Here is a 22,784-nt window from a genome sequence, read left to right as displayed (position 1 = left end):
ATTTTCTATCACAGGGATGCCCTATTTGTGTTGCGCTTCTTTACATACTACTATCGGGATGAATAGTTACTGTACATTTTCTCTATTCGTTGTGTCTATAATCTAGACTAACATCAGTCAACGCTAGGGAGGAGATTATGGATATTATAGAGTATATTATTTACAAAACTGTTTCATCGGATTATAAGCCATTTATCTCAGAAAGGCCAACGATGTTTCAGCTAGACTAACAATAAATGTTTTTGTGCGTTAAATTTACTTTTATAAAAATAAAAAAATTATTAGTTTAGGAGCGTGATTTGTTTGAGTGATGTTTTAGCAAAATTCAAAGATAAAGTTTCGCAAATACCTGAAGCTACAGCTATTATATACGAAGATCAGAAAATGACTTACAAACAATTAGATGAGCTATCATCAAAGTTGGCAAACTATTTATATAAAAATAATTATAATACAAATGCTTTTATTCCAATTTATATGCCCCCATGTCCAGAAATGATTATAAGTATTTTGGGAGTATTAAAGGTAGGTGCTGCCTATCTACCTATATCTACAGAATATCCAGTTCATCGCATCAATACGTTAATAGAGGATTCAAATAGCAAAATTATTCTAAAAAATACGGGTGAACTGTTAAATGTAAACGTTGATCAAATTAATATTAGAAATGTTATTACGTCGGATTACTCACAATTATTTGATGAAATAAATGGAAATTTAGCTTATTTAATGTACACTTCTGGAAGTACAGGAAAGCCAAAGGGTGTTAAAGTCTCGCATTCAAATTTAGAATATATACTCAATAACATGCAGAAATACTATCCAGTTTCTAGAGATGACAAGTATATTTTATCGACACCATTCACCTTCGATGTCTCCGTTGTTGAAATTTTTGGCTGGATTTACGGCGGGGGGGCTTTAGTAATACCGACACAAGAGAACTCACGTAATTTTAGAAAACTGGCTCATTTAATAGAAGTCCATAAAGTAACACATATGGCACTCTCGCCTGCAATTTTAAATTTGATGCTAGATAAATTAAGTAAGGATGATATTGATAAATTAGATAGAAATTTAAAATATTTAATGGTAGCAGGTGAAGAGTTCAAAGTTTCCCTTGCTCATAAAGCTATGAAGTATTTAAAAAATGTTTGTATTGAGAATCTATATGGTCCAACTGAATGTACAGTATATGCAACGCGTTATAGAATTGATCATGATTTTAATCGTTTAAGTGTTCCGATCGGAAAAGAGCTTGATGGGGTACAAATTAAAATTTTAGACTCCAAGGGAATGGAGGTACCAATAGATACGCAGGGGGAGATGTATATTTCCGGTGAGGGAGTTGCCGAGGGATATTTGAATTTACCTACTATCAATGACGAGAGATTCCTATTTATAGATGGAAAAAAATATTATAAAACAGGGGATTATGCTAAAAGATTAAGCGATGGAAACATAGAGTTCATAGGAAGAAAAGACTATCAGGTTCAAATAAATGGGATTCGCGTAGAATTAGGGGAGATTGAAGATATTATTTTGAAAGAAATAGAAGAAATAAACATGGTTAAGGTCTTATATGAAAACAATAAACTTTATTGCTTTTATCAAGGGAAAAAAGCAATCGAATCCGATGACGTAAAGAAGACTTTGAAAAACTTTTTGCCTTCATATATGATTCCGAACTTTTATAAACAAATAGATCAATTTCCACTAACGATTAACAGAAAAATAGATACGAAGGCGCTTATGTCTTATTATGGTGATACTGACGTTCCATCAAATGTTATTCAAAATGTTGTTACCGATACGCAGAAAAACATCTTACGTATATTCAGGGAAACTTTAAATATAGATCGTATGTCTTTATATGACAGCTTCTTTGATTTAGGTGGTGATTCATTAGATGTCATATCTGTAATTATAGAGTTAGAGAATTACTATAACATCAATTTAGACGAATCTGTTTTATATAATCACCAAAATGTTAGTGAACTAGCAAGTTATATAGAAAATAGGTTAGAGCAGGAAAATGAAATAACTAAACAGGTTCGAAATGCAAATGAAGATATTGACATCGATCATATAAAATCGCAAGTCTCTAGGTCATACTATAAGAATAATAAATTGTTAGGTGCAATAGAGAAAGTTTATCCAGTATATTATCACCAAAAGAATTACATTAAAGATAATTTTAATAGTGTCATTGACATCAAAATTGACGTAAAAAAAGATTTTAAAATAGAAAAGATTATCGAAGTTTGTAAAGATATTATTCTATCTAATGAATTATTAAGGTCTGTCATTTCTGTGGATAATGAACAGATTGTATTTAAACAGGTTAAATTAGATATGGATAGCTATGAAATACCATTATTTAATCTATCTGAATATTCCCATGATAGTGCAAATTCACTCGTTGAAGAAATTACTAAAACGATGGCGGAAGTCGTCTTAAACAACCCTTTAGATGAGCTGCTATATACTGTTGCGATTTTTGAATTACATCAAAAGTACATTGTGGTGTTTGTGTTATCCCACAACATTGCAGACTTATCTAATAAACACATTTTGATTAAACAATTTATGAATGTATTAAACGGTCATAAATTAGAAAGTAGACCGGAATATAAAGATTTCATAGAGTTTATGGATAGTAAAAATAAATTAGAGTCTATTAGTAATTGTAATTACACGAAACAACTCCTAAAAGTCAATATCAATAGGGCGAGAGTACAAAGTAGTGATGATTTGTTAGTATTGAAGTTTCATTTTGATAGTAAACTCAGAACGACATTCGATATAATCGATAAAATGAATTATATCAGTACTCAGATTCTAGCTAGGGTTATTGGACAAAAAGAGTTCATCTATCAAACGATTGTTAACATAAGGAAATATAAAGATTTAGATTTCAGTAATTGTATAGGTGATTATCATACTTCGATGGTTCTTTTAGGAAAACCAGAAGAAACATTTGAGGAATTTAAAAGTAGGATGGAAGAAGTTCATTCCATGTATAGAGATGGATTCAATCCGATTTATCTGTTTGCAAAAGGTTTTCCAAATATGAGCGAAACCCATAAAGACTTATACCATCTTTACGGTATCAACCCGGTTGCTAAGACAAACTACTTAGGAACAATTAAAAATGAGCAATTAAATGTCATGTTAGAATCATTAGAAGAAACGAGAAGAAACTTAAGTGCTTTGAAAGATAATCCTTTTTTTATCACTTCTTTTTCAACAAAAGACCATATTTATATTGCGTTTTTAAACAAGCCAGCTAACTTAAACGAGGAAATGTATAAAGATCTTCATGTATCCGAGGAACGCATTTTTAGTAGTATCCATAACTTTAGATCGTGATGCAATTATTTAACTCTGTCTGTTTAATGAGGAATTGTCTGATCCTTAGAAACAGGCAGAGTTATATACCTCTATATTTATAAGACAAACAATTGATGATAGGTGATATTATGCTTAGTAGGAATGAATTTCTTGTTTTGTTTGGTAACTCCACATCCCAGCTGGGGAGTGTAATCTTTGCGATCGCTTTGAATTGGTGGATTGTGGATGTGACTGGTAGTGCGAAAGTTTTAGGTGTCGTAACAGCTATTAGTTTAATTCCATCAGTACTTATTAATCTTTTTGGTGGAGTGCTTTCAGATCGTCTCAATAAAAGAAACATACTGATAGTAACGGATATTATAGCTGGATCAATGTGTATAATATTAGGCTTTTTTGTCGATGACAGAAATGTGAACATTCCTTTAGTTATCGCAGTGAATATTGCACTAAGTATTTCCTTTTCCTTGTTTTCGCCTACAATGAGAGCAATTATTCCTGAGATTATTGATGAGAATCGAATTAAAACAATTAACTCCTATTTAACGACATCTTCGGAAATCATTAAAGTTTCCGGGCCGATAGTAGGCGCATGGTTATTTTCTCTGGATTTTATTGGTATAAGTGCGATATTTATAATTAACGGTGTTTCCTTTTTAATATCTGCTTTTATGGAATTTTTTATTAAATATAGTTATATCCAATCCAATAAAGAAAAGTCATATTTTAAAGATTTTATTGAAGGTTTTAAGTATGTAAGAAGAGAGCCATTATTGATAAGGCTACTTATAGCGGTATCTCTAGTGAATTTTTTTATAGCGGGTTATAACATAATTTTGCCTGTGCTAGTTAATTCTTTATACAAAGATAGTACTATTTATAGCCTAGCCTTGTCATCGGAAGCATTAGGGGGAATTATAGGGGCTTTCCTTTTAAGTTTTTCTAAAGGCAAATCTCAGTTAGTTCATATTTCTAGAGAATTAATTCTATGTGGTAGTGTTTTTATTTTATTGATATTCTTCAGTAATCTCTATGTATTATATGGAGTAATTTTCTTCTTTGGTTTTTTCCTAACACGATTTAATGTTCTTTTTTTCACTTATATACAGACTAATATTGATAAGGCGCTATTAGGAAGGGTATTTTCTTTTATATTTACAATTGCGATAATTTTTATGCCGATAGGAAATACGGTTTTCGGTTTTTTAGGTGATTATTTTTATAAAGGACTATTACCTATAATAGGGATAGGTATAGTTTTAAGTGTTTTTATACTATTTTTTAATAAAAGTACTTTGGAGCATCAGCGTACCTCCGAAAAACGGATAGAGGCTTAAGACTTTTGTAGAGTTTGGTATTATTCGAAATGCTCCATAGACTAACAATGTTGTTTTTTCTTTTATTTCATATGTTAGAGATGATCTCATTTTTCATCGCTGGAAAACGAGGTAAATACAATAGAAGGGAGATGGAGCCGCTTTGTTTTATGGCGGCTTTTTTTCATTGAAAAGACCTTTATTACTTAAAAATACGCCTTGAGTCGTAGTTGAAAATATAGCTATGGGACATGATGAACAAAGATGAGAATCGGTAAGATGAAAGCAAGGAAGGAGGCGAAAGGGATGTTAAAAAAAATCGGGTTATTGCTTGCAGGTGGACTTGCTGTACTCGTGCTTATGTTTCACCTCGGGCCGCTCGTTGGATTAGCGATCAGCTTGGCGATTTTGTACTATGCGGTCAAAAAGTTTTTCAAAGCCGATTCGACGTTCGGCAAAATCGTTTGGGCGCTCATTGGCTTGGCTGCGCTGATGGTGAGCGTGTCGAATGTGCCGGCGCTTGTCGCTATCGTCGCAGCGTATGTGCTGTATGTCGTGTATAAAAAATGGAACGAACCGAAAGAAGTGGTGCAAGTCGTTGACGATCCGTTCGTGAACTTCGAAAAACAATGGGCGGAGCTACAAAAACATTATTAAAGGAGCGAAGAACAATGGGTTTACTTTCTCGTATGAAAACGATGATTTCGGCAGATATTCATGAATGGTTGGACGAAAAAGAAAAGAAAAATCCGATTGCGGTGCTAAATGAATACTTACGCCAATGCGAACAAGAAGTAGAAAAAGTACGAAAGCTGCTTGAGCGGCAATACGTATTAAAAGAGCAGTTTACGCGCGAATATCGCGAAGCTGTGCAGCTGGCGGAAAAGCGGAAAAAACAGGCGGATATTGCCTCAAAAGCAGGAGAATCGGAGCTGTTTGCATTTGCGTCTCATGAGCAAATGCAATACGAAGAGCGGGCGGCGCGATTAAAGCAATTGCTTGAGCAAACAAACGAACAGTTATTGGAACTAGAAAAGAAATACGAACAAATGAAACATCAACTAAAAGATATGCATATGCGCCGCATGGAACTGATGGGGCGAGAAAATATCGCACGGGCGCATTATCGCATGAATCGTGTATTAGACGGGTATGCAAGCCCAGCGCTTACTACGTTCGCGGATACAGAGTCCTATTTAGCGCGCCTCGAGCAACAAGTGCAGTCAGACTATTATCGCCATACGATTGACGCTCGCATCGCTGAATTAGAAAAGCGGTTGCAGCAAGAGCAATAAACATATATGCTAAAGGCGTACGTTGTTGCGCCTTTTTCGTTTTATGGAGTTATTGTTGAAAGGGGGATGCCCCATGGATCGACAAAAAACGACCGACTATGTTAGTTGGGTAGTGCTTCTGGCGCTCATGATTTTGGCGCTAGAAATTGCGTTTTTTCATCCAGGCATTATTTTTTCTGTTCTTTTTTCGGCAGGATTTATTTATATTGGAAGAAAAAAATGGCATCGGAAACTTGGGAAAATCGCCTTTTGGTTTGGGTGCATCGGTCTTGTAGTGCACGTGTTCACGATGGTGACATTCAGGTTTTTGCTTGTCGCCCTATTGTTTTATGCGATCATTCAGTTCGCCCAGTCAAAGCGACACCCTGCTGTTATTCGTCCAGAGAGGACAACAACCTTTGCAGAAACAGAAGTCGGTTTTCGCCAGCCGCTTTTTCAAAACATGTTGTTCGGTCGGCAAAAAACGCCGGAGCGTGCGTATGAATGGAGCGATGTGAACATTCAAACAGGCATTGGCGATACAGTGATTGATTTAAGCTATGCGGTCGTTCCGAAAGGGGAAGCGGTCGTCGTCGTTCGTGGCTGGATTGGCAACGTACACATTTTTGTTCCATACGAAATGGAAGTAAGTGTCGTTCATTCCGTACTGTTTGGGGCAGCGTCTATTTTTTCGAGAGAAACGGAGCGGCTATGGAACCAAACGTTTATTTATGAAACGCCAACGTATGAAACTGCTGAACAGAAGCTAAAAATCATCACCTCGATGGCGATTGGAAACGTTGAGGTGAAACGGATATGAATCGGCATATCGTTGGAGGGTTGCTTCTGGCTTTGACCGTTGCGGTTATATTATTTCTTTCATACGCTCTCACATTTCCGCCTGCGAAGTGGTCGGCATTATGGAACGAAACAGTGCTTGGTGTGCCGTTTGTCGCTTTTTTATTTATGGCAAGCGGGGTTATCGGCGTGCTTTTTGGCGTTTCGTTCGATTGGTTTTGGCGAAAACAATGGCGAGCGGTTGAACATGCGTTGTTTCAAATCGAACAAGGAAATACCGAGCTATCGCGTCAACATACGGCAAAAGAACTTGATGATGTATGGCGAAGAATCGAGAAACTGCAAAAACATTGGTTTGAACAAACGAAACTTACCCAAAAATTAGTAACAGAAAAAGTGGAAAACGAAGAAGAACTCATCGAGCGAATTATTTCAGAGGAACGAAATCGCCTAGCGCGCGAGTTGCACGATTCCGTGAGCCAACAACTATTTGCCGCATCGATGATGATGTCCGCGCTCATGGAAACGTATACAGGAAGCGAACAAGGAAAAAAGCAACTGAAGCTCGTTGAACAAATGATTCACCAATCTCAGCTTGAAATGCGGGCATTATTGCTTCATTTGCGTCCCGTACAACTGAAAGGAAAATCCCTTCAAGATGGGATGAAAGAGCTGTTAACGGAACTTGCGCAAAAAGTGCCGATGGAGATCAAATGGAAAATCGAAGACGTGACGCTTGATCGTGGAGTAGAAGATCATTTATTCCGTATTTTACAAGAATCGGTATCTAATACGCTTCGTCATGCGAAAGCGACGATGCTAGAAGTATTGTTGCTTGAACGAGATGGATTTGTCATTTTGCGCGTGTCGGATGATGGAGTGGGCTTTGATGTCGAGCGGACAAAAAGCGGCTCTTATGGCTTACAGCATATGTACGAACGAGCGGCTGAAATCGGTGGGACGTTAAAAATCGTTAGCGTAAAAAATAAAGGAACTCGGTTAGAAGTGAAAGTACCGCTTGTGTAAGGGGGGAGTAGTGTGATTAAAATATTGCTTGTTGATGACCATGAAATGGTGCGGCTTGGCGTTTCTGCCTACTTATCGGCCCAACCGGATATGGAAGTTATCGGAGAGGCGGAAAGTGGGGAAAAAGGGGTAGAACTTGCCCTGCAACTTCGTCCAGATATGATTTTAATGGACTTAGTGATGGAGCCGATGGACGGCATTGAAGCGACGAAACAAATTATAAGCGCTTGGCCGGAAGCGAAAATTATGATTGTGACGAGTTTTTTAGACGATGATAAAGTATATCCAGCGATTGAAGCAGGGGCAGTCAGTTATATGTTAAAAACATCGAAAGCGAGCGAAATTGCGAATGCGATTCGCGCTACGTTTCATGGACAATCGGTATTTGAACCAGAAGTGATGGGAAAAATGATGAACAGCGTGCGGAAACCATCGCTTCCACACGAACAACTAACGAGTCGCGAGATGGAAGTGTTGTTGTTAATGGCGCAAGGAAAAACGAACCAAGATATTGCCGACGAGTTGTTTATTTCATTAAAAACGGTCAAAGTCCACGTGAGCAACATTTTAGCGAAACTAGGCGTGCAAGATCGAACGCAAGCGGTCATTTATGCGTTTAAACACGGGTTGGTTAAATAATTGCATATTGTGTACGGTGCGAAATTTGTTATAATAAGGTAAAAATATTGAAAGGAGGGGTGGAGATGCGTATTTCAGCAAATGATTTTGAATTGTTGAAAAGGTGGGTTTATTCTCGGAAAAACAGCATTTTATTTGAAACGGAACATCCCATCATGATTATTGAAGAAGGAGATAAGGTCATATTGAAACCTGAAAGAAAACGGTTAACGAAAGAAGAGAAGTTAGCCCTCGCTGAAAAACTAGCAGGGAGTGCTGATTGTTTTAGCGTAAAGGGAGTAGAAGAAAGCATTCGAATTGCCAATCGAGAATATGATCGGGAGGATGAAGCGTGTGCCGAAAGTTAATCGATAGCAACATCTGGGTCGCTCACGAAATGGGTTATCCAGATGTTGTTTTTTATATACGTGAATTAATTAAAAGTGAACAATCATTGGTCATTAATACTGTAATTGAAATGGAACTCATGTCTCACTACGAAATTGAAACGAATCCAATCGTTAAGCAAATTAGAGAGGATTACGTATACAAGATGATAGATGAAATTATTGATATTACTAGTCCGATTGCTATGAAGGCAGGCGAAATTAGAAGAAAGGCAAAATTACTGGGTAGAAGAGTTCCGAAAGGACCAGATGCGCTCATTGCGGCGACAGCTATTGTACATCGCATCCCGTTAGTTAGTAATAATGATAAAGATTTTAAATGGATAAGTGAACACTTTGATTTTCCGCTCATCAATCCAATTACAAATCATACCGACTTTCAAGAATTTCAACAAATGTATAAAAGAAAGAGAGAAAACATGTAGCAAAAACTCCTAATTTTATGGCGAGATTTTTTATTTTTTTTTGCTTTACATTGACGTTACGTAAACGTTTATCATGAAATTGTCAGGAGGTGAGCGCGTGGAGTATACGGTGCAGCAACTAGCGAAATTGGCGGGGGTGACGAGCCGGACGCTACGATATTATGATGAAATCGGTCTTTTGAAGCCAGCGAGAGTGAATGCATCGGGTTATCGTATATACGGAACGAAAGAGGTCGACCGACTCCAGCAAATTTTGTTTTATCGTGAGCTCGGGGTGGATTTAGAAACGATTAAGCAAATCATCACCTCCCCGTCATTTGACGACGTACAGGCGTTGAAGCAGCATCGCGAAAAACTCTTGGCAGAACGGAGGCGGTTAGAGGCGTTAATCGCCAATGTCGAAAAAACAATATTAGCGAAAGAAGGGAGAATAACGATGAGCGACAAAGAAAAATTTGAGGCGTTTAAACAGCAGATCATTGACGAGAACGAACGAAAATATGGCAAAGAAATTCGGGAAAAATACGGCGATGAGCAAGTGAACAAATCAAACGAAAAAGTAAAAAACATGACGCAAGCACAATACGAAGAAGTAACAAAGCTTGGCGAAGAAGTATTGCGCGTATTGCATGAAGCGTTTTTGACTGGCGACCCAGCGGGAGAGCTTGCCCAAAAAGCAGCCGATTTGCATCGTCAATGGTTAGGCTATTTTTGGGACCATTACTCAAAAGAAGCACATGCAGGATTGGCACAAATGTATGTGGATGATGAACGGTTTAAAGCATACTACGATCAAAAACAGCCAGGAATGGCGGAGTTTCTTCGTGACGCCATTTTCATTTACACAGGCAAAAAGTAGGCAGGCATAAGCCTGTCTTTTTTACATTGTAAAAGTTTGAAAAAAGATGTATATTTAAATGAGAATGATAATCAAATTTAAAAGGTGATAGCGATGGAACAACTATACGATGTGACGATTATTGGAGGCGGTCCGGCGGGGCTGTATGCGACGTTTTATAGTGGACTTCGAGAAATGAAAACAAAACTGATTGAATATCAGCCACAATTAGGTGGGAAATTGCATGTGTATCCAGAAAAAATGATTTGGGATGTTGGGGGACATGCTCCGATTACGGGAGAGAAATTACGTGAGCAACTTGTTAAACAAGCGATGACCTTTCATCCAACCGTTGTATTAAATGAAAAAGTTGAAGCGATTCGGCGAAGAGAGGATGGGATATTTGTTTTACAAACATCATCCGGACAACAACATGTGTCGAAAACGGTCATTATTGCAGTAGGAAGCGGTATATTAAAACCGCAAAAGCTTCAAATTGAAGGAGCCGAAAAATTTGAAATTACAAATTTACATTATACGGTGAAATCGTTAAAACAGTTTAAAGGGAAAACGGTGATCATTTCAGGCGGGGGAAATACAGCGATTGATTGGGCAAATGAGCTCGTGCCGATTGCCAAAAAAGTATATGTGACTTATCGCAATGAATCGTTAAAAGGGCATGAAGCGCCAGTGACGCAATTATTGAATAGTTCAGCAACTTGCTTTTTTCATACGTCCATTACAAAATTAGTTGCTAGTGCGAATCATGAAACGATTGAGCGAGTGGTATTGACAAATCATGAGACGGGCGATGTGTTTAAACTCGATGTAGATGATGTCATTATTAGCCATGGGTATGAACGAGATGCTTCATTGCTTATGAATAGCGAGCTGCCAATTCAAATGGTAGACGATCATTATGTTGCAGGGAACGCAAAAGGTGAATGTTCTATTCCAGGTTTATATGCAGCAGGAGATATTTTGAAATATGATGGGAAGTTATATTTACTTACAGGGGCTTTCCAAGACGCAGCGAATGCAGTAAATAGCGCGAAACGGTTTATTGAACCAACTGCCGATCCGTATGCGATGGTTTCATCTCACCACGAAGCGTTTAAGGAGCGAAATCGAGAGTTAGTGAAACAAATGTTAAAATAATAGTAATGCATAAATTCGTTTGTTTTAACGCAAACTTTCGGTAAAACAAACGAGGTGAACATCGTGTTCAAACAACGAAACATATGGATGATGGCGTTGATGTTATTTATATTGACAGCGTACAGCCACCCACTTCATGTGACAACGAAGCAAATAAAATATACAAATGAACTGATGGAAGTCGATTTGAACATTCCGATCGTATCCGGATCGATCAACCAATCTTTCCAGCGCCAAGTCAATCGTTTATTGCGTAAGGAGTCGCTTGATTTAAAGCGTGAAGTAGAAAAGCAAGCGCGAGAAAATATGGCAATAAGCAAAAAGGAAGGATTTCCATATCGATTGCATGCAGCAGTCAGCAATTATGAAGTGACGTACAATCAACATGGCATTTTAAGCATTCCTGTTACGTTATATAGCTATACAGGTGGGGCGCACGGAATGACAGTGAAAGTGCCAAACAATTTCGATTTCCATACAGGGAAATCGTTGCAAATAAGCGACTTATTTAAAAAAGGAACGAACTACAAACAAGTGATCATAGGCGAAGTAATTGCTCGAATCAAAAAAGAAAACGATTTGTATTTTGACAACGCTGTTGCCGTCGTGCAAAAGATGCCAGATGATCAACCTTACTATATAACGAAAGATGGTATCGTTATTTATTATGGTCTATATGAAATTGCCCCGTACGCTGCCGGTATTCGTGAATTTCTTATTCCGTTTTCGACTTTGCGACCGTACATGAAAACGAAGCTAGCGCAATAAAAGCGCTAGCTTCGTTTATTGATGATAAGAGACGACTTCTTTTTTTGTTGTTTTTGTCATGGCACTCCATCCTTCGATCGCTAAGAAAATGCATAAGACGAAAAGAACGAAAGAGGAGCCAGCTAATAGCCAGTTTTGTGCTAAAGCGTTTTGGTACATTAATACGCAAAGGGCAGCAATGGTCACCACGAGCATAAACACCATCGGAATGACAACATAAAACGATTTGGCACCAATTTTCATGAGCCATGCGGAAACAGCTAACAAAGCAAGTGCCCCAAGCATTTGGTTTGCTGCTCCGAACAGCGGCCAAACGGATTGCCATGTTCCCGATAACGCAAGTGCCCCAGCACCGATAAGACCAACCGTTGTGGCAACGTGGTTATTTTTAAATGCATTTGTCCGTTCTTCACCGAGCTCCTGAATGGCGTAACGCATTAACCGTGTTGCTGAATCTAATGTTGTTAATAAGAAAGCGGATGCTGTCAATGCGGTAAATGTAACTGCTGTTGCTTCTGGGATGCCGACATGGGACATAAAATAACCAACACCAGCAGAAAATGTACCGATTGGTCCACCAAGCTCACTCATACGAGTTGTGAAGTCAGCTTGTGTTAAATATGCAACCGTTCCAACCGAGATGATGGCTAAAAAGCTTTCTAATAACATGCCACCATAGGCGATAAATTTCCCGTTTTTCTCATTATCAAGCTGTTTTGCCGTCGTTCCAGATGATACGAGCGAATGGAAGCCGGAAATAGCACCGCAAGCGATTGTAATGAACAAAATTGGAAACAGAAATCCGAGTTTTTCATGATAAAAACCTGTAAACGCAGGGAACTGAATAGTCGGTGCAGCGATAATCATACCAACAGCAGCCCCAGCAATCATCCCATATAAAAGAAATGAGTTTAAATAATCCCGTGGTTGTAACAAAAACCATACAGGCAATACCGATGCAGCGTATGCATACCCTAATAAAATGAGTGACCATGTTGTTGCACTTAACGAAAGTGGATATTGAATGCCAGCCCATACAGATAAAAGCATTGCAATGACACCAAGCACGCTGGCTACAAATAAGTTCATTCGCATTTGATTAACAAAAAAGCCAAAAATAATCGCAATGCCGAGGAATAATACAGACGCTGTAGCTGCTTGTGGAACAGCGACAAACGTATTTGCAACTAAAATAATAAACACGCCGACAACGAGCATAAGCGTGGCGATCGAGAAGGTTAAAAACAGCACTTGTCCACGATTTCCCATATATTGCTTAATAATTGTTCCGATTGATTGTGCTTTATGACGAATGGAAGCCTGTAATGAAGTATAATCGTGAACACCGCCAATAAAAATGCCTCCGATCATAATCCATAAAACAGCAGGAAACCAACCAAACACAGCAGCTGTAATCGGCCCGACGATCGGTCCGCCTCCAGCGATTGTAGCGAAATGATGTCCGAGTAAAACAGGTTTTTTTGCTGGCACGTAATCTATACCATCATACATTTCATGTGCTGGTGTTTTACGGTTGTGATCGACTCGTAGTTGCTTTTCGAGAAATCGTCCATATGTAAAATAGGCAATGACCAAAATAACTCCACAAACAAGTAACAAAGTGAGTAAGTTCAACGCACATCCTCCTCAAATGGTTTTTCAAATACATGTGTAAACGATCGAGCTTTTCGATGAGTGAATAATTGCTTCGTGTCTAAAGAGATAATAGCGATGTAACATTCAAGCCAACCGTGCAATCCGAAACGAATAAACTTAAGCTTTCGAAAGTGTTTCACCTCCCTTATTGCTTCATCACATGCGTGTGGTGCGACAATGGCACCAATGAAAACGGTAGACATATGATCTTGATGATTGGATATGTAGTTTGGTACATGGTTGATAAATGTTTCAGAAAATTGTATGACGTCTCTTTTTGTGACGATGTCGTTTTTTTGCCATACAAAAATGAACTGTTCATTTTCCACTGCCCAAATTTTAGATTTTTTTGTCATAAAATATTTTTCATCACGCCGATGATAGTGCGCATAAAAAGGTAAAGAAAAGGTGCCGAGCTTTTCATCCCGATAAATGTTGAAATAAGGTGTAAGAATTGTTGATAGAGTATGGACGTATTTGTTTGTATTCATTGTAGCCACCTTTTTAAATTTTCTGAATATTATTATACTTAAATATGTAAAACATTTCAATATTTTTGTTGTTTTTTCCTTAAAAACTATTTAGCAGAATGATAAAAAAACATTTAACTTTTCAGAAAATTGTGCTAAAATAAGACGAAAAGGAGTTCTCGCGTATGGTTGAAAAGCAACTAAAAGATCGCATTATTGAAACGGCGCTTACGTTGTTCGAAAAATATGGGTATCACGGGGTGACGGTCGATCGCATTGTTGCGGAATGTGGAGCATCAAAAGGCGGATTCTACCATAATTTTAAGTCGAAAGATGAACTGCTTTACCACATTCACGATGTGTTTATTACGTATGTGCTAAATAAAGCGCAAGAAGCATATGTAAAATATAAGACGCCGACTAAGCGGCTATGTGCAATCATTCAGTCGTTTGTTAAAGTTTTTCACATATATAAACCACACATTACGGTGTTCAATCAAGAGGCGGCGTATTTAAAGCCGGAGTACGCTGAAAAAATCAATGCAAAACGTGAACAATATAAACAAATTATTTTTCAAGTACTTCGGGAAGGTATTGAAGCAAAGCAGTTTCGTACAGAAGTGCCTGTTGAAATTGCAGGGTTGTCGATTATCGGGATGGTGAACTGGATGTATAAATGGTATAAGCCTGATGGACCGATGTCGATTGAACAAATTGCTGCTGCTTTCAATGATTTAATTTTACATTCGCTCTTGACAGAGGAAGCGAAGCGAGATGAAGACATTTCATCATTTCTTTTGTCGCATGTAGGCGACAAGTGACGAGTGTTGCATAGCGTACAGACCAACTAGTCGGTTTGAAACAAAAACAGGCTTGTTGGTTTCATATATTTTCATTTTTATAAAGGAGGAGAAAGGCGATGCATTTTGAATTAACGAAAGAGCAACAAATGATTAAAGAGATGGTTCGCGATTTTGCGGAAAAGGAAATTGCCCCATACGCGTCGAAATGGGATGAGGAAGCCATTTTTCCAATTGACACATTCAAAAAAATGGGCGAGCTTGGACTGTTTGGTATTCCGTTCCCTGAACAATATGGTGGTTCGGGGGGAGATACGATTTCTTACGCCATTGCGGTTGAAGAAATTGGTCGAGCGTGCGGTGGAACAGGGTTAAGTTATGCGGCAGCTGTATCGCTCGGTGCAAGCCCAATTTACTATTTCGGAACAGAAGAGCAAAAAGAAAAATGGCTCGTGCCAATGGCAAAAGGTGAAACGTTCGGTTCGTTCGGATTGACAGAACCGAATGCAGGATCTGACGCAGGCGGAACACAAACGCGCGCCGTTTTAGATGGCGATGAGTACGTCATTAACGGAGAAAAATGTTGGATTACAAATGCGGGATATGCCCGCCAAGTCATTGTAACCGCTGTCACTGGTAAAGATGAACGAGGAAAAAATATTATTTCCGCTTTTATTGTTCCGACCGATGCCCCGGGGTTTACGATCAACTGCCATTATGACAAAATGGGCGTTCGCGCATCGAATACGTGCGAACTTGTATTGCAAGATGTGCGCGTACCAAAAGAAAACATACTAGGCGATCCGAAAAAAGGATTTAAGCAGTTTTTATACACGCTAGATGGCGGACGTATTTCGATTGCAGCATTAGCCGTTGGGATCGCACAAGCCGCATTCGAGAAAGCGCTTCAGTATGCAAAGGAGCGAAAACAGTTCGGGCAACCGATCGCGAAATTTCAAGCTATCCAGTTTAAACTTGCTGACATGGCCATGCAATTGGAACTTGCGCGTAATATGGTGTACAAGGCGGCATGGTTAAAAGATCAAGGCAAGCCGTTTACAAAAGAAGCGGCGTATGCGAAATTATTTGCTTCCGAAACAGGATTTCACATTTGTAATCAAGCGATTCAAATTCACGGTGGATACGGATATATGAAAGAATACGGCGTTGAACGTCATCTCCGCGATATGAAGTTGATGGAAATTGGTGAAGGAACATCAGAAATTCAACGACTCGTCATTGCTCGTCAATTAGGGTGTTAAAGGAGGGAAAGCATGCTTCATACGACAGTTGGACAATTGCTTGAACAAAAGGCTTTGATGCATCCCGATCATGAGGCGGTTGTGTATGCGGATCGTCAGTTGCGTTGGTCATATCGTCAATTTAATGATTATTGTCGCCTTGTTGCCAAAGGGTTGATGAAACTTGGCATTGAAGCAGGAGAACATATGGCGATTTGGGCAACGAATAAACCGGAGTGGCTTGCGTGCCAGTTTGCGACAGGGAAAATGGGAGCGGTGCTTGTTACGGTCAATACGAATTACCGCACAGCCGAGCTCGAATATTTGTTAAAACAATCTGATGCGACAACGATTATTTTGATGGAACAGTATCGCGATGCCTCTTATATCGACATGATTTACGAAATTGCACCGGAACTTGCTTACTGTGAACCCGGGAAACTACAAGCAAAACGACTTCCACAGCTACGAAATGTCATCGTATTAAGTGAACAACGTTATCCAGGAACATTTTCATGGAATGACCTCTTAGCCATGGCGGAATATGTCGAAGACGCAGCACTCGAAGCCATGGCGGAATATGTCGAAGACGCAGCACTCGATGCACGAATGAATTCCCTCGATCCACATGATGTCATCAACATGCAATATACCTCAGGAACGACAGGATTCCCGAAAGGCGTCATGCTTACACATTACAACATCGTAAATAATGCGTATTACATTGCCGAATGTATGAAACTGACAAAAGAAGATCGTTTATGTATTCCTGTGCCGTTTTTTCATTGTTTCGGTTGTGTGCTCGGTACGCTCGCTTGTGTGACAGTTGGGGCAACAATGGTGCCACTTGAGCAATTCCATCCGAAGCAAGTATTACAAACAGTGCAAGATGAAAAATGCACAGCACTTCATGGCGTGCCAACGATGTTTATTGCTGAATTAAACGATCCGGATTTTGCATCATATGATTTATCTTCTTTGCGCACGGGCATTATGGCCGGCTCGAATTGCCCAATTGAAGTGATGAAAGCGGTCATCGAAAAAATGGGGGCAAAAGAAATTACGATTGCGTACGGGCAAACGGAATCTTCCCCTGTCATCACGCAAACACGCACAGATGATCCAATTGAATTGCGAGTAGAAACAGTCGGGCGTGCTCTTCCGCATGTCGAAGTGAAAATTGTCGATCCCGTTACAAATCAAGAAGTGCCACCTGGTGTGCAAGGGGAGTTATGCACGCGCGGATATCATGTCATGAAAGGGTATTACAATAATCCTTCAGCCACACAGGAGGCTATTGATGAAGAAGGATGGTTGCATACAGGCGATTTAGCCGTAATGGATGAAAACGGCTACTGCCGCATTACAGGAAGATTAAAAGATATGATCATTCGCGGTGGCGAAAATATTTATCCGCGTGAAATTGAAGAGTTTTTATATAAACATCCGAAAGTGCTCGATGTGCAAGTTGTTGGCGTCCCAGATGAAACGTACGGAGAAGAAGTAATGGCTTGGATCATTTTAAAAGAAGGGGAACACGCCACACCTGAAGACATTCGCTCGTTTTGTGAAGGGCATATATCGCGTCATAAAATTCCGCGATATATCGAATTTACAACAGCGTATCCGATGACGGCATCGGGGAAAATTCAAAAATTTAAATTGCGCGAATGGGCGCGGGAGCGAGTCGAACAAAAAAAGCATGTGTAAGGGGGAAGAAAATGTTTTCAAAAATACTTATTGCGAATCGGGGAGAAATTGCTTTACGTATCATTCGCACGTGCCAAAAGCTCGGCATTCAAACGGTCGCCATTTATTCGGAAGCCGATGCCAATTCGCTTCATGTGAAGCAAGCGGACGAAGCGTATATCGTTGGAAAAGCGCGGGTGAATGAGAGCTATTTAAATATCGAAAAAATTATTTCGATCGCCAAAGAAACGAAAGCGGAAGCTATTCATCCGGGTTACGGCTTGCTTTCAGAAAATGCAACATTTGCTCGTCGGTGCGAAGAGGAAGGGATCGTGTTTATCGGTCCCAAACCGGATGTGATTGTGAAAATGGGGAGCAAAATTGAAGCGCGACAAACGATGGCGGAAGCAGGGGTGCCGATTGTGCCCGGCATCTCTTTTCCGCTTGCTGATGTCGATGATGCAACGAACGTAGCGAACGGCATTGGATATCCAGTTATGTTGAAAGCATCGGCAGGTGGCGGAGGCATTGGCATGCAACTTGTTTATGACGAAGAGCAGCTACGAAAAGCATTTGAAGGAAATCAAAGTCGCGCGGCTTCCTTTTTCGGAGATGGGGCGATGTATGTTGAAAAATATATTGACAATCCGCGTCATATTGAAATTCAACTGTTAGCTGATGCGCACGGAAACTGCGTGTATTTATGGGAAAGAGAATGTTCTATTCAACGTCGCCATCAAAAAGTTGTAGAAGAAGCACCTTCTCCGTTTTTAGACGAAGAGACGCGTCGGAGAATGGGAGAAGCGGCTGTGCGGGCTGCAAAACATATCGGATATACAAATGCAGGGACGATCGAATTTCTCGTAGATGAGCAAAAAAACTTTTATTTCCTTGAGATGAATACACGTCTTCAAGTAGAACATCCTGTGACAGAAGAAATTACAGGGATTGACATTGTCGAACAACAATTGCGCATTGCCGCAGGGGAAAAGCTATCTTTTACACAAGCTGAAGTGAAACGAGAAGGACATGCGATCGAAGTGCGTATTTACGCTGAAGATCCAAATACATTTTTCCCTTCCCCAGGGACGATTACGCGTTTACAGCTTCCTGAAGGGGAACATATCCGCCATGAAATTGCGGTGCAAAGCGGCTCGGTCGTTACCCCGTTTTACGATCCGATGATCGCGAAATGTATTGCTAAAGGAAGCGATCGACAAGCAGCCATCGCCACTATGATTGAAGCATTACATGAATATAAGATCGAAGGAATTAAAACGAACATTCCGATGCTAACGGCTGTATTAACGCATGAAGCATTTCAACAAGGACATACGACAACAAACTTTGTGAATATGTATATGAACAAAAAAGGGGGAAAAACACATGCATGAAGTTGTCGCATTGATGGCGGGAAACGTATGGAAAATCGTTGTTCAAGTAGGTGATGTTGTCGAAGAAGGACAAGATGTTGTCATTTTAGAGTCGATGAAAATGGAAATCCCGATCGCGACGGAAGCGGGAGGAGTTGTCAAAGCAATTCATGTGCAAGAAGGAGATTTCGTAAACGAAGGGGACGTATTAATCGAAATCGAATAGGGGGGTATGTATGCGTGTAACGGTGAAAGAAGTCGGTCCACGTGATGGGTTGCAAAACGAGCCGATCTTTATTCAAACGGAAGATAAAATTACGTGGATTAATCAATTATCCAAAACAGGTTTGTCATATATTGAAGTGACGTCGTTTGTCCACCCGAAATGGATTCCACAGCTTGCAGATGCGTACGAAGTCGCCTCTCGTATTGAGCGGGTAGAAGGTGTGACATATGCTGCACTTGTCCCGAACAAAAAAGGATTGGAAGGCGCACTAGCCGCGAATATGGATGAAGTGGCTGTATTTATGTCAGCGAGCGAAACGCATAATCGCAAAAACATTAACAAATCAATTGACGAAACGTTCCCGATATTAAAAGAAGTCATTGACGAGGCGAAGCGAGCAAATAAAACAGTTCGTGGTTACGTATCGACCGTATTTGGTTGTCCATATGAAGGAACAGTCAGCATTGAACGCGTCATCTCTGTTTCTGAGCGATTGTTTGAGCTTGGCATTGATGAGCTATCGCTTGGCGATACGATCGGTGTTGCAAACCCTGTGCAAGTTCAACGGACGTTAGAACAACTATTAAAGCGGTTTTCTGCTGAAAAGATGGCGCTTCATTTTCATAATACGTATGGGATGGCACTTGCAAACGTGTTTGCATCGTTGCAGATGGGGATGACTACTTTTGATAGCTCGCTCGGCGGACTAGGGGGTTGTCCATATGCCCCAGGCGCATCTGGCAATTTAGCGACAGACGACTTAGTATATATGCTTGCTCAAATGGGTATCGATTGTGGTGTTCAACTTGAACCATTGACAGAAGCAGCGCGATGGATTGAAGAAAAAATTGGCCGTCCGCTAACGAGCCACCATTCACACGTTGTAAGGAGGAATGCATGATGATGGAAGCTGTTCTTTATTCCACAATTGATGCAGGGGTGGCAGTTGTTACGTTAAATCGACCAGATGCGGCAAATGCTCTATCTGTAAAAATGTTAAACGAATTGCAACGCATTCAAGTGGAACTAAAGCTAAATCGAAACGTGCGTGCAGTCATTGTCACAGGGGCGGGACATAAAACATTTTGTGCGGGAGCAGATTTAAAAGAGCGAGCAAAAATGAACGAAACGCAAGTGCGTCAAACGGTGGCGCTTATTCGGGAGACGATTAATGGATTTGAGCAACTGCCTCAGCCTGTCATTTGTGCACTAAACGGAGGGGCTTTTGGTGGAGGGCTTGAGTTGGCGCTCGCATGTGACATTCGCATTGCTGCTGAACATGCGATCATGGGACTGACAGAAACATCGCTTGGGATCATCCCAGGTGCAGGAGGGACGCAACGTCTTCCGCGTCTCATTGGTATTGGGCGAGCGAAGGAGATGATTTACACAGCGAAGCGCATATCCGCACAAGAAGCGGAGCGGATTGGTTTAGTGGAACGCGTTGTTCCGATAGAACAATTGTTGGACGAGGCGCTTACTATCGCAACGACGATCGCCAATAACGCTCCGATTGCCGTTGCTCAGGCAAAAGCAGCGATTAATCATGGGGTACAAGTCGATATACAAACAGGGCTTGTCATTGAGCAAATGGCATACGAGCGAACGATTCATACAAGCGACCGACGAGAAGGATTGCAAGCGTTCAAAGAAAAACGAAAACCGGTGTACAAAGGGGAGTAATAGATATGATTTCAAACGAACAATTGTCACTCGTTGAACAACTACAGCAAAAACGAAAACAAATTGAACAAGGAGGCGCACGCAAATATCACGAAAAAAACGCCGAGCAAGGAAAATTATTTGTTCGTGATCGTTTAAAACTGTTGTTTGATGATGGCTTGCAGTTTGAAGATGCCTTTTTTGCAAACTGTTTAGCGGACGGGCTGCCAGCAGATGGTGTCGTGACAGGGGTCGGAAAAATTAACGGACAAACGGTATGCGTTATGGCCAATGATTCGACAGTTAAAGCAGGTTCATGGGGAGCAAGAACAGTAGAAAAAATTATTCGCATTCAAGAAACAGCGGACAAATTACGTTGTCCGATTTTATACTTAGTGGACTCGGCAGGTGCTCGCATTACAGATCAAATTGAAATGTTTCCGGGACGGCGTGGAGCGGGACGCATTTTTTATAACCAAGTGAAGCTGTCTGGAAAAGTGCCGCAAATTTGTTTATTGTTTGGACCATCGGCAGCGGGTGGGGCATATATCCCAGCTTTTTGTGATATCGTCATTATGGTCGAAGGAAATGCTTCCATGTATCTTGGTTCTCCACGCATGGCTGAAATGGTTATCGGTGAGAAAGTGACGCTAGAAGAAATGGGTGGCGCGCGCATGCATTGTTCTGTTTCAGGTTGTGGGGACGTGCTTGTGAAAACGGAAGAAGAAGCGATTGCGTTTGCCCGTAAATATTTATCATATTTTCCTACAAACTTTAGTGAAAAGCCACCAGTAGTAGAACCAAAAGAACCAAAATCATTTCAAAAAACAATTGAAGAAATTATTCCGAAAAACCAAAACGCACCGTTTAACATGTATGATTTAATTGACCGAATTATTGATGAAGGATCGTTTTGTGAAATAAAAAAATTGTTTGCCCCTGAGCTAATTACAGGTCTTGCGCGCATAAACGGACAATCCGTTGGAATTATCGCCAATCAGCCTCGTATGAAAGGCGGTGTATTATTTCACGATTCTGCAGATAAGGCGGCAAAGTTTATTACCCTTTGCGATGCGTTCCATATTCCGCTCATCTTTTTAGCAGACATCCCTGGATTTATGATCGGAACAAAAGTCGAGCGGGCAGGTATTATTCGTCACGGTGCAAAAATGATTTCGGCGATGTCTGAAGCGACTGTTCCGAAAATATCAATCATCGTGCGAAAAGCGTACGGAGCGGGGTTGTATGCCATGGCAGGCCCAGCGTTTGAACCAGATTGTTGTTTAGCTTTTCCGCATGCGCAAATTGCTGTTATGGGACCAGAAGCCGCGGTCAATGCGGTGTATGCCAATAAAATTGCCGAATTGCCAGAAGAAGAACGCGCCGCTTTTATTGAACAAAAGCGGGAAGAATATCGGAAAGACATCGATATTTACCGACTCGCTTCTGAAATGGTTATAGATGGCATTATTGCGCCGAATGAGTTACGTTCTGAACTCATTCGTCGTTTAGATGCATACATGTCGAAATATGTTGTATTTTCTGAACGGAAGCATGGGGTTTACCCTGTGTAGTTGTCAAGACATATGGTACAATGGAGGCGATGTGTTCTAACATCGCCTCAGACTGTTGACAAAATGGTTGGAAGACACCTGTCTTTCAACCATTTTGTTCCATTTGGGCATTTGTCT

Annotated in this window: 22 protein-coding genes; 20 read left to right on the top strand and 2 right to left on the bottom strand. The window is 40.3% G+C overall.

Features of this window, described 5'->3' with window-relative positions; translation table 11 throughout:
• Nucleotides 1-303: 303 nt before the first annotated feature.
• From LD028_RS08265 to LD028_RS08210, 12 genes are all read left to right on the top strand, one after another.
• Nucleotides 304-3,369, top strand: coding sequence for an amino acid adenylation domain-containing protein (locus tag LD028_RS08265; RefSeq protein ID WP_237810711.1), 3,066 nt, complete (start codon nt 304-306; stop codon nt 3,367-3,369).
• Nucleotides 3,370-3,464: 95 nt separating this feature from the next.
• The gene (locus tag LD028_RS08260) at nt 3,465-4,685 is read left to right on the top strand and encodes an MFS transporter (RefSeq protein WP_237810709.1); all 1,221 of its coding nucleotides are present in this window, start codon (nt 3,465-3,467) and stop codon (nt 4,683-4,685) included.
• A 285-nt stretch (nt 4,686-4,970) separates the two neighbouring features.
• Nucleotides 4,971-5,321, top strand: coding sequence for a lmo0954 family membrane protein (locus LD028_RS08255; protein WP_128999478.1), 351 nt, complete (start codon nt 4,971-4,973; stop codon nt 5,319-5,321).
• Nucleotides 5,322-5,335: 14 nt separating this feature from the next.
• Nucleotides 5,336-5,959, top strand: a complete 624-nt coding sequence (locus tag LD028_RS08250) for a PspA/IM30 family protein (RefSeq protein WP_237810707.1) — start codon at nt 5,336-5,338, stop codon at nt 5,957-5,959.
• A gap of 73 nt (nt 5,960-6,032) precedes the next feature.
• Nucleotides 6,033-6,758 (top strand): cell wall-active antibiotics response protein LiaF, encoded by a 726-nt coding sequence (liaF, locus tag LD028_RS08245; RefSeq protein ID WP_237811543.1) that lies wholly within the window; start codon nt 6,033-6,035, stop codon nt 6,756-6,758.
• Entirely contained in the window at nt 6,755-7,762 is a 1,008-nt protein-coding gene (locus tag LD028_RS08240; RefSeq protein WP_237811542.1) for a sensor histidine kinase, read from the top strand. Before liaF ends, LD028_RS08240 begins: the two co-directional genes overlap by 4 nt.
• Nucleotides 7,763-7,774: 12 nt before the next feature.
• The gene (locus tag LD028_RS08235; RefSeq protein WP_237811541.1) at nt 7,775-8,401 is read left to right on the top strand and encodes a LuxR C-terminal-related transcriptional regulator; all 627 of its coding nucleotides are present in this window, start codon (nt 7,775-7,777) and stop codon (nt 8,399-8,401) included.
• A gap of 65 nt (nt 8,402-8,466) precedes the next feature.
• Complete coding sequence (locus tag LD028_RS08230; protein WP_237811540.1) at nt 8,467-8,748, top strand: hypothetical protein; 282 nt, start codon at nt 8,467-8,469, stop codon at nt 8,746-8,748.
• Nucleotides 8,733-9,212, top strand: coding sequence for a type II toxin-antitoxin system VapC family toxin (locus LD028_RS08225; RefSeq protein WP_085789132.1), 480 nt, complete (start codon nt 8,733-8,735; stop codon nt 9,210-9,212). The genes LD028_RS08230 and LD028_RS08225 overlap by 16 nt, the downstream gene beginning before the upstream one ends.
• Nucleotides 9,213-9,285: 73 nt before the next feature.
• The gene (locus LD028_RS08220) at nt 9,286-10,071 is read left to right on the top strand and encodes a MerR family transcriptional regulator (protein ID WP_237811539.1); all 786 of its coding nucleotides are present in this window, start codon (nt 9,286-9,288) and stop codon (nt 10,069-10,071) included.
• A gap of 93 nt (nt 10,072-10,164) precedes the next feature.
• Entirely contained in the window at nt 10,165-11,208 is a 1,044-nt protein-coding gene (locus LD028_RS08215; protein WP_006322498.1) for an NAD(P)/FAD-dependent oxidoreductase, read from the top strand.
• Between the two features lie 63 nt (nt 11,209-11,271).
• A complete protein-coding gene (locus LD028_RS08210) occupies nt 11,272-11,976 on the top strand; it encodes a DUF3298 and DUF4163 domain-containing protein (RefSeq protein ID WP_237811538.1) in 705 nt (234 codons plus the stop codon).
• 15 nt (nt 11,977-11,991) lie between these two features.
• Here the strand turns inward: LD028_RS08210 and LD028_RS08205 are convergent, their stop codons facing one another.
• Both LD028_RS08205 and LD028_RS08200 read right to left on the bottom strand, forming a co-directional pair.
• Nucleotides 11,992-13,611 (bottom strand): carbon starvation CstA family protein, encoded by a 1,620-nt coding sequence (locus LD028_RS08205; RefSeq protein WP_237811537.1) that lies wholly within the window; start codon nt 13,609-13,611, stop codon nt 11,992-11,994.
• Nucleotides 13,608-14,123, bottom strand: coding sequence for a DUF8052 family protein (locus LD028_RS08200; protein ID WP_237811536.1), 516 nt, complete (start codon nt 14,121-14,123; stop codon nt 13,608-13,610). Before LD028_RS08200 ends, LD028_RS08205 begins: the two co-directional genes overlap by 4 nt.
• A gap of 164 nt (nt 14,124-14,287) precedes the next feature.
• Between LD028_RS08200 and LD028_RS08195 the strand changes: the two genes are divergently transcribed.
• From LD028_RS08195 to LD028_RS08160, 8 genes are all read left to right on the top strand, one after another.
• Nucleotides 14,288-14,923: a TetR/AcrR family transcriptional regulator gene (locus LD028_RS08195; RefSeq protein ID WP_237811535.1), complete on the top strand. Its 636-nt coding sequence runs from the start codon at nt 14,288-14,290 to the stop codon at nt 14,921-14,923.
• A gap of 98 nt (nt 14,924-15,021) precedes the next feature.
• Entirely contained in the window at nt 15,022-16,164 is a 1,143-nt protein-coding gene (locus LD028_RS08190; RefSeq protein ID WP_237811534.1) for an acyl-CoA dehydrogenase, read from the top strand.
• A 12-nt stretch (nt 16,165-16,176) separates the two neighbouring features.
• Nucleotides 16,177-17,853 carry an AMP-binding protein gene (locus LD028_RS08185; RefSeq protein ID WP_237811533.1) on the top strand — a complete coding sequence of 559 codons (1,677 nt, stop codon included), beginning with the start codon at nt 16,177-16,179 and terminating at the stop codon, nt 17,851-17,853.
• Between the two features lie 11 nt (nt 17,854-17,864).
• On the top strand, nt 17,865-19,226 hold the full coding sequence (locus tag LD028_RS08180) for an acetyl-CoA carboxylase biotin carboxylase subunit (RefSeq protein ID WP_237811532.1): 1,362 nt from the start codon (nt 17,865-17,867) through the stop codon (nt 19,224-19,226).
• A complete protein-coding gene (locus LD028_RS08175) occupies nt 19,219-19,431 on the top strand; it encodes an acetyl-CoA carboxylase biotin carboxyl carrier protein subunit (protein ID WP_012573911.1) in 213 nt (70 codons plus the stop codon). Before LD028_RS08180 ends, LD028_RS08175 begins: the two co-directional genes overlap by 8 nt.
• Nucleotides 19,432-19,441: 10 nt before the next feature.
• A complete protein-coding gene (locus LD028_RS08170; protein WP_237811531.1) occupies nt 19,442-20,332 on the top strand; it encodes a hydroxymethylglutaryl-CoA lyase in 891 nt (296 codons plus the stop codon).
• Nucleotides 20,332-21,114 carry an enoyl-CoA hydratase gene (locus tag LD028_RS08165; protein ID WP_237811530.1) on the top strand — a complete coding sequence of 261 codons (783 nt, stop codon included), beginning with the start codon at nt 20,332-20,334 and terminating at the stop codon, nt 21,112-21,114. Before LD028_RS08170 ends, LD028_RS08165 begins: the two co-directional genes overlap by 1 nt.
• A 5-nt stretch (nt 21,115-21,119) precedes the next feature.
• On the top strand, nt 21,120-22,667 hold the full coding sequence (locus tag LD028_RS08160; RefSeq protein ID WP_237811529.1) for an acyl-CoA carboxylase subunit beta: 1,548 nt from the start codon (nt 21,120-21,122) through the stop codon (nt 22,665-22,667).
• Nucleotides 22,668-22,784: the final 117 nt, after the last annotated feature.

This window comes from Anoxybacillus sp. LAT27 (genome assembly GCF_022030075.1).
In the GTDB taxonomy this organism is placed as follows: Bacteria; Bacillota; Bacilli; order Bacillales; family Anoxybacillaceae; genus Anoxybacillus; species Anoxybacillus kestanbolensis.
Note: the sequence above shows the minus strand (reverse complement) of the source record. Positions and strands in the feature narration are given on the sequence as shown.